At 59.6% G+C, this 12,864-nt stretch carries 13 protein-coding genes; 11 read left to right on the top strand and 2 right to left on the bottom strand.

Annotated elements, in window-relative coordinates; translation table 11 throughout:
* Positions 1-172: 172 nt before the first annotated feature.
* Complete coding sequence (locus tag GKKCFE_RS04740) at positions 173-2,350, top strand: hypothetical protein (protein ID WP_047228435.1); 2,178 nt, start codon at positions 173-175, stop codon at positions 2,348-2,350.
* A gap of 298 nt (positions 2,351-2,648) precedes the next feature.
* On the opposite strand, the gene GKKCFE_RS04735 is transcribed toward GKKCFE_RS04740, so the two are convergent.
* Positions 2,649-2,954, bottom strand: coding sequence for a DUF2288 domain-containing protein (locus GKKCFE_RS04735; protein WP_419417955.1), 306 nt, complete (start codon positions 2,952-2,954; stop codon positions 2,649-2,651).
* Between the two features lie 339 nt (positions 2,955-3,293).
* Between GKKCFE_RS04735 and GKKCFE_RS04730 the strand changes: the two genes are divergently transcribed.
* From GKKCFE_RS04730 to GKKCFE_RS04690, 9 genes are all read left to right on the top strand, one after another.
* Entirely contained in the window at positions 3,294-4,421 is a 1,128-nt protein-coding gene (locus GKKCFE_RS04730; RefSeq protein WP_047228385.1) for a branched-chain amino acid ABC transporter substrate-binding protein, read from the top strand.
* A 229-nt stretch (positions 4,422-4,650) separates the two neighbouring features.
* Positions 4,651-5,574, top strand: coding sequence for a high-affinity branched-chain amino acid ABC transporter permease LivH (livH, locus tag GKKCFE_RS04725; RefSeq protein WP_047228386.1), 924 nt, complete (start codon positions 4,651-4,653; stop codon positions 5,572-5,574).
* Positions 5,571-6,827 carry a high-affinity branched-chain amino acid ABC transporter permease LivM gene (locus tag GKKCFE_RS04720; protein WP_047228387.1) on the top strand — a complete coding sequence of 419 codons (1,257 nt, stop codon included), beginning with the start codon at positions 5,571-5,573 and terminating at the stop codon, positions 6,825-6,827. The genes livH and GKKCFE_RS04720 overlap by 4 nt, the downstream gene beginning before the upstream one ends.
* Positions 6,824-7,591: a high-affinity branched-chain amino acid ABC transporter ATP-binding protein LivG gene (livG, locus tag GKKCFE_RS04715; RefSeq protein ID WP_047228388.1), complete on the top strand. Its 768-nt coding sequence runs from the start codon at positions 6,824-6,826 to the stop codon at positions 7,589-7,591. Before GKKCFE_RS04720 ends, livG begins: the two co-directional genes overlap by 4 nt.
* Positions 7,592-8,293 carry an ABC transporter ATP-binding protein gene (locus tag GKKCFE_RS04710; RefSeq protein ID WP_047228389.1) on the top strand — a complete coding sequence of 234 codons (702 nt, stop codon included), beginning with the start codon at positions 7,592-7,594 and terminating at the stop codon, positions 8,291-8,293. It abuts the gene before it with no gap.
* Between the two features lie 335 nt (positions 8,294-8,628).
* Complete coding sequence (locus GKKCFE_RS04705; protein ID WP_047228390.1) at positions 8,629-8,934, top strand: BufA1 family periplasmic bufferin-type metallophore; 306 nt, start codon at positions 8,629-8,631, stop codon at positions 8,932-8,934.
* Between the two features lie 24 nt (positions 8,935-8,958).
* Positions 8,959-9,828: an MNIO family bufferin maturase gene (gene bufB, locus GKKCFE_RS04700; protein WP_339492347.1), complete on the top strand. Its 870-nt coding sequence runs from the start codon at positions 8,959-8,961 to the stop codon at positions 9,826-9,828.
* Positions 9,825-10,595 (top strand): HvfC/BufC N-terminal domain-containing protein, encoded by a 771-nt coding sequence (locus tag GKKCFE_RS04695; RefSeq protein WP_445577541.1) that lies wholly within the window; start codon positions 9,825-9,827, stop codon positions 10,593-10,595. The genes bufB and GKKCFE_RS04695 overlap by 4 nt, the downstream gene beginning before the upstream one ends.
* Positions 10,592-11,068, top strand: a complete 477-nt coding sequence (locus GKKCFE_RS04690; RefSeq protein WP_445577540.1) for a DoxX family protein — start codon at positions 10,592-10,594, stop codon at positions 11,066-11,068. The genes GKKCFE_RS04695 and GKKCFE_RS04690 overlap by 4 nt, the downstream gene beginning before the upstream one ends.
* 125 nt (positions 11,069-11,193) lie before the next feature.
* Here the strand turns inward: GKKCFE_RS04690 and GKKCFE_RS04685 are convergent, their stop codons facing one another.
* Entirely contained in the window at positions 11,194-12,108 is a 915-nt protein-coding gene (locus GKKCFE_RS04685) for a LysR family transcriptional regulator (RefSeq protein WP_322834813.1), read from the bottom strand.
* A 104-nt stretch (positions 12,109-12,212) separates the two neighbouring features.
* Between GKKCFE_RS04685 and GKKCFE_RS04680 the strand changes: the two genes are divergently transcribed.
* Positions 12,213-12,812 carry a short chain dehydrogenase gene (locus tag GKKCFE_RS04680; RefSeq protein WP_173407314.1) on the top strand — a complete coding sequence of 200 codons (600 nt, stop codon included), beginning with the start codon at positions 12,213-12,215 and terminating at the stop codon, positions 12,810-12,812.
* Positions 12,813-12,864 lie beyond the last annotated feature (52 nt).

Genomic DNA, 12,864 nt, shown 5'->3' with positions numbered 1-12,864 from the left:
CGCCTTCTGATGGCCGATTCAACCTATCAGGAAAGATTTTCCCGAGCGCTGCTCAGGCTGCCCCCCCTGAACGCTTGGGCCGACCTTCGCGCCGTCAAGGACGCGAGCTCCCATCCGCGATGGTTTGATGACAGTGGTCATCGAACCGACCAGTTCAGGCATATGGCGCACAATGACCTCTAAAAAAACAGCCACTGCAGTATCCGATCTTACGTTGAGCCCGGCCGCCAACGGTCCTGAAACCCCGAAGCCGCCGAGGCGCTCACGTTCCCTGTCGACTCAGCAGTATCTGTATTTCACCGAAACCAACACCGACCGCATCCTCGACAACCTCGACGGCCTGCGTGACAGCGTGTTCCCGCGCCCGCCGCACCTGGTGGACGACGAAAGCGAACGCGATCAGCAGGAGTTCCCGTCCGTATGCCTGATCGGCCTGGGTCGCTGTGGCTCCAACATCGCCCTGGACGTAGCCGAGCTGGTGTACAACGCCCGCAAGTTCTACCTCAACGAGTTCAATGCCGAAGACAAGGGCTACAGCGACAAGGGTTACAGCCCGGCGCAGTGGATCCGCAACAATTTGCGCCTGGGCACCAGCAAGGTGAGCAAGCCGGTGTTTTTGGTCGAGCCGTTGGTGATGCTCGGCGACCTGGACAAGGACATCGCCGGACGCATCCGTTTTTCGCGCAAAGGCGAAAAAAGCGGCTTTTTGCGCGACTACAGCAAAATGAAAATCATGGACCTGTCGGAAGTCCATGCCGGCGGCGCCGGTAACGCGCCGATCCTGGGCCAGTACCTGGCCAAGATCATCCTGAACAAGGACACCCAGCGTTTCTCCAGCCCCGACTGGAAAATGATCCACTCGTACCTGATCGACAGCTGCGGCATCAAGGCCAACCAGTCGCGCCTGTACTTCTCGATCTTCAGTGCCGGTGGCGGTACCGGTTCGGGCATGGCCTCGGAGTTCGGCCTGGCTCAGCAGTACTCGTACATGAACAAGACGTTCGACACCAAGCCGATGGACGAACACGACAGCAAGAGCGGTCATTCCTTCGTCTTCGAGCCGATCTTCACCAGCGGCATTTGCGTACTGCCGAATATTTCCGATCACCGCAGCGAAATGTCCGAGGCGCTGCACATCAACGCCGGACGCCTGCTGTGCAAGTACCTGTCGGAAGAATGGGATTTCTCGTACAACTTCGCCAACGAAGACAGCAGCGAAGCCAGCGTGATGGGCCGCATCCGCCCCTGGAACGCGATGATGCTGATCTCCAACGACATCATGCGCTACGCCGAAGAGAGCGATGACGGCAACATCCAGAACATCGATGTCAATGCCATGGAGAAGCACGCCAACCAGTACATCTCCCAGCAGATCTTCAACATCCTGACCGCCCAGGCGGTGACCACCGACTACGACCAGAACTATTTCCGTCGTGCCGGCATCGACATTGGCGAAACCATTCGCCTGGACGCCAACGACCTGTTCATGAGCCTGGCCGGCCCGGTGGCGATTGCCTACGCCGAGTCCGTCGTTCCGGAAACCCCAGCGCCCAGCGGCGACAAGTTCAAGGTGTTCGAGAAGGAGCCGCCGCGCCTGAACATCGACGACCTGTTCTTCCGCTCCATCGACCTGCCGCACTTCAACAAAGTCACCCAGGCCATTGAAGGCATCAGCCTGTTGCCGATCGAATCCAAGCGCTACCGCGCCTCGCTGGAGCAGTACAAGAATTCCGGCTACGACGCCGCGGCCCTGCATGACCTGCACTTCTTCAAGAACTGCTCGTCGGTGGTGTCGATCGTCTCGTTGCCCAAGGACTACAAGCTGTCCTACATGGACCTGAACCGGCTCAAGACCCACCTCAACAGCCTGTTCCCCAACACCACCCTCAAGCGTTACGCGCTGGTGATCGGTGCCTCGGCCAACCTGTCGCTGACCACCCTGATCGCCAAGAGCCCCTGCCTGTCGGATGACTTCCTGACCCTGATCGTGGCGTTCATCAAGCGCTGTTTTGCCCGCACCCCGTATCGCTTCGATGACACCCTGGACAACTCGATCCTGGACTTCATCATCAACGAAGACTTCGACGAAGAGCGCATCGACGATCTGCTCAACGAGTTCGAAAATCCGGCGAAGATCCTCGACACCAACTGGTACGCGATCAAGCCGATGTACGAGAAGAAATACCGCGAGCTGATCAGCGATAAAGACAAGTTCGTCTCGATCAACGACATCCGCCTGTCCCGCGACTGCGTGAAAAAGGCGATCAAGTATTTGCGTGAGATCTACCGTCACCGCATCGGCAAGACCAAGGTTATTTCCCTGAATAACCATACGGGCAAGACTTATTGAGGTAGGCGCAGGACCGCGTCGCGCCAATCGCGAGCAGGCTCGCTCCCACATTAATCGCGTTCTTTCTGAAGAAACGCGGTTCACTGTGGGAGCGAGCCTGCTCGCGATTGGCAGCCTTGACCAAAACACAAAATCAACATTCAGAAACAATTAAGCAGCCCAACGGCTGCCCAATAAACTGTTCCCGTTACGTATACGTCACCCTCCGCTGTGGCGTTTCACCACGGCAGGATGCCATCACGCTACTCACCTACACACTTTTACTCCGCAGAAAATACGAACCAACTTGGTGCGAGCATCAAACCGATGCCCTTTCCTGGATCATAATCCACGGTGAAACCACCACCGCCCATAGCTGCGGATCGCGTTCGAAAAAGTCCAGCGCCCGCGTTTCAGACAGCTTGGCCAACTGGTCGGCAGCCAGCCAGGCGGCGACTTTGGTACCTTCGTCCTGGGCAACGGCCTCGGCCGCGGCGATCAGATCCAGGGCCGGGTCGACCCACAATAGGGCACCCTTGGCAAAGAACGGCTCCAGCTCCTTCCAGGTGATGGATGCGGTTTCACCAAGCAGTTTGGCATAGAGGGTGCTAGGTTCTTGATTCATGGGAGCTGTCCGGAAAAGAAATCGGCGCGAATGATAACGTCGGTGGTCTGGCAGAAAAACCCGGTAGCAATTGGAGTACCGATTGGAAAGCGCAGGAAAGCCAGGGATTGCCGATTTGTCCGGACGAACCCCGCCGCCATTCTGTCTTTTTCTTTCAATTAAGCGACACCCTCAGGTTTTGCCCCCAAGCGCCAGCTTCCCTTGCCAACAATCGGCGCTCTACACTGTACCGGTACAGTTGCCGGGGGCATTTTCCGCGAGGATATCCAAGATATCTGACCCGGTTCTGCTGCTTCGGCGCCAGGACTATAAAAACTACAACAGCATGAGTGGAGCACTATGACTAAGGCTACTAAGCAGATTTCCAAACTGTTTGCCGCTATGGTTCTGGCCGGGGTTGCCAGCCATTCGTTCGCCGCCGACACCATCAAGATCGGCATCGCCGGCCCAAAGACCGGCCCCGTAGCCCAATACGGCGACATGCAATTCAGTGGCTCCAAAATGGCCATCGAGCAGATCAACGCCAAGGGCGGCGTCAACGGCAAACAACTGGTCGCCGTTGAATACGATGACGCCTGTGATCCAAAACAAGCGGTCGCGGTGGCGAACAAAGTCGTCAACGACGGCGTCAAGTTCGTGGTCGGCCACCTGTGCTCCAGCTCCACCCAACCGGCTTCGGACATCTATGAAGACGAAGGCGTGATCATGATCACGCCAGCCGCTACCAGCCCGGACATCACCGCTCGCGGCTACAAGATGATCTTCCGCACCATCGGCCTGGACAGCGCCCAGGGCCCTGCCGCCGGTAACTACATTGCCGACCACGTCAAGCCGAAAGTCGTTGCGGTCCTGCACGACAAGCAGCAATACGGCGAAGGTATCGCCAGTGCCGTGAAAACGACCCTTGAGAAGAAAGGCGTGAAAGTCGCCGTGTTCGAAGGCGTGAACGCCGGCGACAAAGACTTCTCCTCGATGATCGCCAAGCTCAAGCAAGCCAACGTCGACTTCGTCTACTACGGCGGCTACCACCCGGAGCTGGGCCTGATCCTGCGTCAATCCCAGGAAAAAGGCCTGAACGCCAAGTTCATGGGTCCGGAAGGCGTGGGTAACGACTCGATCTCGCAGATCGCCAAGGAAGCTTCCGAAGGTTTGCTGGTGACCCTGCCGAAATCCTTCGACCAGGATCCGGCCAACATCGCCCTGGCTGACGCGTTCAAAGCCAAGAAGGAAGACCCGAGCGGTCCGTTCGTGTTCCCGTCCTACTCGGCCGTTCAAGTGATTGCCCAGGCCATCACCGAAACCAAGAGCGAAGACCCGGAAAAAGTGGCTGAAGCCATCCACGCCGGTACTTTCAAGACTCCGACCGGTGACCTGAGCTTCGACGACAAGGGCGACCTGAAGGACTTCAAGTTTGTGGTTTACCAGTGGCATTTCGGCAAACCTAAAACCGAAGCTTCGCCTCAGTAAGGCCTGGCCTGACTGACTGCCAATAAAGCCCACGGCGTGCCGTGGGCTTTGTTTTAAATGTATTGGGCCGCGCTGGCGTGATCCGCCAGTCTCCCCACCTGAAAATCTCAAAACCGTCATCAGCGGTTCGCTGGCAAACCTCGTGCTCGAAGTGGATGCAGATCCACGGGGCCGGGCGGGAAAATGACTCCACCAGTGAAATGCGTATCAGGTTTTTAGGAGCGCTGTAATGCCTGACATCTATCACTTCTTCCAACAGCTGGTTAACGGCCTGACCGTTGGCAGCACGTATGCCCTGATCGCCATCGGCTATACGATGGTTTACGGCATCATTGGAATGATCAACTTCGCCCACGGCGAGGTGTACATGATCGGCTCCTACGTGGCGTTCATCGCCATCGCCGGGCTGGCCATGATGGGACTCGACAGTGTCCCGCTGTTAATGACCGCGGCGTTCATCGCGAGCATCGTGGTGACCAGTTCCTATGGCTACAGCATCGAACGGATCGCCTACCGCCCCTTGCGCGGCAGCAACCGTCTGATCCCGCTGATTTCGGCCATCGGCATGTCGATCTTCCTGCAGAACACCGTTCTGCTGTCGCAAGACTCCAAGGACAAATCCATTCCCAACCTGATTCCGGGTAACTTTACCTTCGGGCCAGGGGGGGCACAGGAAGTGCTGATTTCCTACATGCAAATCGTGGTGTTCGTGGTGACCCTGGTCGCCATGCTCGGCCTGACGCTGTTCATCTCCCGTTCCCGCCTGGGCCGCGCCTGCCGTGCCTGCGCCGAGGACATCAAGATGGCCAACCTGCTGGGCATCAACACCAACAACATCATTGCCCTGACCTTCGTCATCGGCGCGGCCCTGGCGGCCATCGCCGCCGTGCTGCTGAGCATGCAATACGGTGTGATCAACCCCAACGCCGGTTTCCTCGTGGGCCTGAAGGCCTTCACCGCCGCGGTACTGGGCGGCATCGGCAGCATCCCCGGAGCCATGCTCGGCGGGTTGGTGCTGGGCGTGGCGGAAGCCTTTGGTGCCGACATCTTCGGCGATCAATACAAGGACGTCGTGGCGTTCGGCTTGTTGGTTCTGGTGCTGCTGTTCCGGCCGACCGGCATCCTGGGCCGTCCGGAGGTTGAGAAGGTATGACTAAACATCTTAAATCGGCGCTCTTCAGCGCGCTGTTGGTCTGGGCGGTCGCGTACCCGGTACTCGGCCTGAAACTGACCATCGTGGGCATCGATCTTGAAGTGCACGGCACCAGCCCCGCCATCCTGGCGACCATCGCCGCGTGTTCGGTGCTGATGTTCCTGCGGGTGCTGTTCAGCACGCAGATCAGCGCCGCCTGGAAGGCCTCGCCCGGCCTGCCGATAGTCCCGGCCAAGGCCAGCAACTTCCTGACCCTGCCGACTACCCAGCGCTGGATCATCCTGGCCCTGATCGTCATCGCGTTGGTCTGGCCGTTTTTCGGCTCTCGCGGTGCGGTGGACATCGCCACCCTGATCCTGATCTACGTGATGCTGGGCCTGGGCCTGAACATCGTGGTAGGGCTGGCCGGTCTGCTGGACCTGGGTTACGTCGGCTTCTATGCCGTCGGCGCCTACAGCTACGCGCTGCTGTCCCATTACTTCGGCTTGAGCTTCTGGATCTGCCTGCCAATTGCCGGGATGATGGCCGCCACCTTCGGTTTCCTGCTGGGTTTCCCGGTGCTGCGCTTGCGCGGTGACTACCTGGCAATCGTGACCCTGGGTTTCGGCGAGATCATCCGTCTGTTCCTGCGCAACCTGACCGACATCACCGGTGGCCCGAACGGCATCAGCAATATCGAGAAACCGACGTTCTTCGGCCTGACCTTCGAACGCAAAGCCGCCGAAGGCCTGCAGACCTTCCACGAATACTTCGGACTGCCCTACAACTCGATCAACAAGGTGATTTTCCTCTACCTGGTTGCGCTGTTGCTGGCCCTGGCTGCGCTGTTCGTCATCAACCGCCTGCTGCGCATGCCTATCGGCCGTGCGTGGGAAGCGCTGCGTGAAGACGAGATCGCCTGCCGTGCCCTGGGTCTGAACCCGACCGTGATCAAGCTTTCGGCTTTCACCCTCGGTGCCGCCTTCGCCGGTTTCGCCGGTAGCTTCTTTGCTGCCCGTCAGGGCCTGGTGACGCCGGAATCCTTCACCTTCATCGAGTCGGCGATCATCCTCGCCATCGTGGTGCTGGGTGGGATGGGCTCGCAGCTGGGTGTGATCCTGGCGGCAATCGTGATGATCCTGTTGCCTGAAATGATGCGTGAATTCAGCGAATACCGCATGTTGATGTTCGGCGCCTTGATGGTGCTGATGATGATCTGGCGTCCTCAAGGTCTGCTGCCTATGCAACGCCCGCACATGGAGCTGCGCAAATGAGCCGCGAGATCCTGAAAGTCGAAAACTTGAGCATGCGCTTCGGCGGCTTGCTGGCGGTCAATGGCGTGGCCCTGACCGTGAAAGAGAAACAGGTCGTTGCATTGATCGGGCCGAACGGCGCGGGCAAGACCACCGTGTTCAACTGCCTGACCGGCTTCTATCAGCCTACCGGCGGCACCATCCTGCTGGACGGCGAGCCGATCCAGGGCCTGCCTGGTCACCACATCGCCCGCAAGGGTGTGGTGCGCACCTTCCAGAACGTGCGGCTGTTCAAGGACATGACGGCGGTCGAGAACCTGTTGATCGCCCAGCATCGTCACCTGAACACCAACTTCTTTGCCGGTCTGTTCAAGACCCCGGCGTTTCGCAAGAGCGAACGCGAGGCCATGGAGTTCGCCGAGTACTGGCTGGAGAAGGTCAATCTCAAGGAGTTCGCCAACCGTACCGCCGGCACCCTGGCCTACGGCCAGCAACGGCGCCTGGAAATCGCCCGCTGCATGATGACCCGCCCGCGGATCCTCATGCTCGACGAACCGGCCGCCGGCCTGAACCCGAAGGAAACCGAAGACCTCAAAGCGCTGATCGGCGTGCTGCGCGAGGAGCACGATGTCACCGTGTTGCTGATCGAGCACGACATGAAGCTGGTCATGAGCATTTCCGACCATATCGTCGTGATCAACCAGGGCACGCCGCTGGCCGACGGTTCGCCGGAACAGATCCGCGACAATCCTGAAGTGATCAAAGCCTACCTGGGGGAAGCGTAAATGCTGCAGTTCGAAAACGTTTCCACCTTCTATGGCAAGATCCAGGCCCTGCACAGCGTCAACGTCGAAGTCCGCCAGGGCGAAATCGTGACGCTGATCGGTGCCAACGGTGCCGGCAAATCCACCCTGCTGATGACGCTCTGCGGTTCGCCCCAGGCCCACAGTGGCAGCATCCGCTACATGGGTGAGGAACTGGTGGGCCAGGACTCTTCGCAAATCATGCGCAAGAGCATCGCCGTGGTGCCGGAAGGCCGTCGGGTATTTGCCCGACTGACCGTGGAAGAAAACCTCGCCATGGGCGGTTTTTTCACCGAAAAGGGTGATTTTCAGGAGCAAATGGACAAGGTGCTGCACCTTTTCCCCCGCCTGAAAGAACGCTTTAGCCAGCGCGGCGGCACCATGTCCGGCGGCGAACAGCAAATGCTCGCCATCGGCCGTGCGCTGATGAGCAAGCCCAAGTTGTTGCTGCTCGACGAACCGTCCCTGGGCCTGGCGCCGATCATCATCCAGCAGATCTTCGACATCATCGAACAACTGCGCAAGGATGGCGTGACGGTATTCCTGGTGGAGCAGAACGCCAACCAGGCGCTGAAAATCGCTGACCGGGCGTACGTGCTGGAGAACGGCCGCGTGGTGATGCAAGGCACGGGTGAGGCGCTGTTGACCGACCCGAAAGTACGCGAGGCGTATCTGGGCGGTTGAGTCTGTTGCTGCATGAGAAAACGGCCTTCGGGCCGTTTTTTTTTGCCCAGTTCTCAAGTGAATGCTGTTGTGGCGAGGGGATTTATCCCCGCTGGGCTGCGAAGCAGCCCCTAAGGCAGGCAACTCAATCTTCCTGACTCACTGTGGAGCTGGTTTTAGGACTGCTTCGCAGCCCAACGGGGCGGTGCGACGTTTCGCTAAATCCCCTCGCCACAATGGATTTCGAAACAAACAAAAAAAAATCGAGAACCTGCTGTAACGCATTCCCCCACCCCCTCTCTAGTTCAGCAGACCGGCGCTAACGCCGGTTCATTTCCTGAAACTGGAGAATCATCATGACTGCTTCGACCCGCACCCTGTCCGCCGCCGCCCTGGCCCTGGCACTTGGCTCTGCCTTGAGCATGACAGGCGTCTCGACTGTCCATGCCGCCGACGACACCATGGAAAAATGCTTCGGTGTCGCTCTCAAAGGCAAGAACGACTGCGCCGCCGGCGCTGGCACCACCTGTGCCGGCACCGCGAAAATGGACTATCAGGCCAACGCCTGGAAATCGGTCCCCAAGGGCACCTGCACCACCCTCAAAAGCGAAACCTCGCCCACCGGCTTCGGCCAGCTTGAAGCCTATAAAGCCAAGTCCTGATCGCACCGCCTGAGGCCTGCCGCCATGTCGAACACCGCTTCCCTCGCCTTCGATACCCGGCTACCGCCGCGGGCGGGGCTGGGGCTCAAGACCGAGCATTTTCGTGAAGTGCTCCAGACCCGACCGGATCTGGGTTTCTTCGAAGTGCACGCGGAAAACTACATGGTGGCCGGCGGGCCGTTTCATTACTTCCTGGGGCGGATACGCGAACAGTATCCGCTGTCATTGCACGGCGTCGGTTTGTCGATCGGTGGAGAGGGGCCGCTGGATGTTGCGCATTTGCAGCGCCTGGCCACACTGATCGAACGCTATCAGCCCCAGTCTTTTTCCGAACACCTGGCCTGGTCCAGCCATGGCCCGGTGTTTCTCAACGATCTGCTGCCCCTGGCCTACGATGAAACGACGCTCAGGCGCGTCTGCGAACACGTCGATCAGGTCCAGTCCAGCCTCAAATGCACACTGCTGCTGGAAAACCCGGCCACTTATCTGGCGTTCGAGGACTCGACCCTCGACGAGCCTGACTTCATCAGTGAAGTCATCCGTCGCACCGGCTGCGGACTACTGCTGGATGTGAACAACGTCTACGTTTCATGCATCAACCATTGCCGTGATCCCCAGGCTTACCTCGACGCCCTGCCCCTGCAGGCCACCGGCGAAATTCATCTGGCCGGGTTTGCCGAAGACTCCGACAGCCTGGGCGAGCGTTTGCTGATCGATGACCACGGTGCGCCAATCGATAACGAGGTCTGGCGCTTGTATCGCACGGCGCTGGCGCGGACCGGGCCAGTCGCCACGCTGATCGAGCGCGACAACCGCATCCCGGCGTTGGCAGTGCTGTTGGCCGAAGCCGGTCAGGCCGACCAACTATTAAACGCCGCCAGGGTCCAGCCATGAGCCGCTACAGCGAATTCGCCGCCGCCCTGCTCGACCCGCGCAAAGCTTGTCCGCAGGGTTTGACCTGCGCCACCGGCGCCGATCCAGAGAGCCGGTTCGCGGTGTATCGCAACAACGTGCTCAGCTCATTGATCAACGCCCTGGCCGACAACTATCCGGTGGTGGCACAACTGGTGGGCGAGGAGTTCTTCGGCGCGATGGCCGGAATGTACGCCCAGTGCGCCGCACCGCGAAGCCCAGTCATGAGTGACTATGGTGCTGACTTTGCCGGGTTCATCGAACATTTCGAACCCGCCGCCAGCGTGCCGTATCTGGCGGATGTCGCCCGACTGGAGCGCCTGCAGGTGCAAGCCTGGCACGCCGCCGACGCCCGGCCCATGGACGCAGAACAGGTCATGCAAGTGCTGTCATCGCCGGCATCCCATGATCATCTGAGGGTCGGTCTTCACCCGTCACTGCACCTGTTGCAATCGCCCTTCGCCGTGGTGGCGATCTGGGCCGCCCATCAGCAAGAGCCCGTCATGCCGGTCGACCCCTTCACGCCGCAATGCGCCCTGGTCCTGCGCAACAACCTGGACGTGGAGGTGTTTGCGATCAGTCCCGGCGCCCATGATTTCCTCAAGGACCTGCTGCAAGGTTGTTTCCTGGGCGCGGCCATTGATGCTGCAACCAGGCGCGACAGCGATCTGGAACTGGAGCACACCCTGGCGCAGCTCATCAGCCATCAAGCCGTCACCCATCTGTTAGCCGAGCAGGTATTGCCATGAACGCCCCGATCACTCGCTCCATTGAATGGCTGGATAAAATCCCTCACAGCCTGATCGCCTTCGTTGGGCGCTTTTGCATCGCGGCGGTGTTCTGGAAATCCGGCCAGACCAAAATCGAAGGCCTGGCCATCGACCTGATCGACGGCACCTTCCAGCTCGGCCTGCCGCGATTGGCCGATTCAACCATTCCCCTGTTCAAAAGCGAATACGCCTTGCCGCTGTTGTCGCCAGAACTGGCAGCGCATCTGGCGGCAGCGGCCGAGCATGTGTTCCCGATCCTGATCCTGTTTGGCCTGGCGACACGCTTCTCGGCCCTGGCCCTGCTGGGCATGACCTTGACCATTCAACTGTTCGTCTACCCCGACGCCTATCCGACCCATGGCACCTGGGCGGCGGTACTGCTTTATCTGATGGCGCGCGGGCCGGGCAAGCTGTCGCTCGACCACCTGATCGCCAGGCACTACGCTCGCTGATCAAGATCGGGACTCCTGTGGGAGCGAGCCTGCTCGCGATAGCAGTGTCAGCTTCAGCACAATTGTTGCCTGACCCACCGCTATCGCGAGCAGGCTCGCTCCCACAAGGTTCGTGTGATGCCTTGCTATCGCTGAAGCCGATCCAGCGCCTCGCCACTGCGCTTGAACCAGTCGATCAGATAATCGGCCAGCACCTGGGTGCGCTTGGGCAAACCGCCCTGGTACGGGTGCACGAGGTACATCGGCATGCGACGGGTCTGAAAATCCCTGAGTAACCAGCGCAAACGTCCGTCAGCCAATTCCTCATGCAACAGATAGGACGGCAACCGGGCGATCCCGGCGTTGGCCAGGGCGGCTTTTTTCAGCAGGCTGTAGTGATTGCTGGCGAACGGTCCCGATACCCGCACCCGCAACAATTCGTGTTGCTGGTGATAGAGCCATTCTTCGCGGCCGCTGTAATGACTGTTGAGCAGGCAACGATGTTCGACCAGGCCCTGGGGCGTCAGGGGTTCGCCGTAGTGTTCGAGGTAGGCCGGGCTGGCGCAGGTCAGTTCATGCCAGGCCAGCAACGGACGCGCCACCAGGCGCTCATCGAGGGCAGCGTCGGAGCGGATCGCCAGGTCGAAACCATCACGGGACAGATCCCGGTAGCCATTGTTGAGTTCCAGTTCAATCTGCACGTCGGGGTAGCGCTGGGCGAACTCCGTCAGCAAACCCTCAAAGAAGGTTTCGCCCAACGACACCGGAACCGTCATACGCACCGGCCCGGAAATGTCATCCTTCAGGCGAGCCAGGGCCTGACGCGCCCTTTGCACCTGCACCAATAACGCCTGGGCCTGGGGCAATAACGCCGCCCCCGCTGCCGTGAGACTCAAGCGCCGCGTGGTGCGCTGTAGCAACACCACCGAAAACCGACTCTCCAGCAGGCTGATGCGCTTGGACAACTGGCCCTTGCTGCAGCCCAATTGCTGGGCCGCCAGGGTGAAACTACCGGCCTCGATCAACACGGCGAACGCCGCCAGGTCGTCCATTTCGCTCATCGGATTGTTTCCAATTGAAAACCAAAGGTTGCCTATTACCACGATTATCAAGAGAAAGAACCTCTCTAGACTGCAATCTCATCCAGCCCATTGAGGAACAGCTAATGAAAATCCTGTTGATCGGCGCCAGCGGCACCATCGGTTCGGCCATTGATAAAGAACTGTCGCCGCGTCACGAGATTGTCCGCATCGGCCGTCACAGCGGCGACCTGCACGTGGATATCAGTGACAGCTCTTCGATCCGTGCCCTGTTCGAGAAAACCGGTCGCTTCGATGCACTGGTCTGCGCCGCGGGCAACGTCACCTTTGCGCCCTTGGACGAGATGACGCAGGACAGCTTCGCCCTGGGTTTGAAAGACAAACTGATGGGCCAGGTCAACCTGCTGCTGATCGGCCGCGAATTCGCCAATGACGGTGCGTCCTTCACCTTCACCACTGGCGTGCTCAGCCACGATCCGATCAGAAGCGGTGCGTCGGCGGCGCTGGTCAACGGTGCCCTGGACAGTTTCGTGCGTGCCGCGGCAATCGAATTGCCCCGGGGCTTGCGGGTCAACTCGGTCAGTCCGAACGTGCTGCTCGAAGCCATGGACAACTATGCCCCGTACTTCCGTGGCTATAAGCCGGTACCAGCCGCCGATGTCGCATTGGCCTACGCCAAGAGTGTCGAAGGCCTGCAGACTGGCCAGACCTTTCACGTCGGTTGACCTCTTGTGATGCAGGATCAGTCTGCGTAACGTGGCGGCACTTGTCTGGAGA

The sequence above is a fragment of the Pseudomonas sp. E141 genome (genome assembly GCF_052659885.1).
This window is presented reverse-complemented; position numbering and strand designations above follow the sequence as displayed.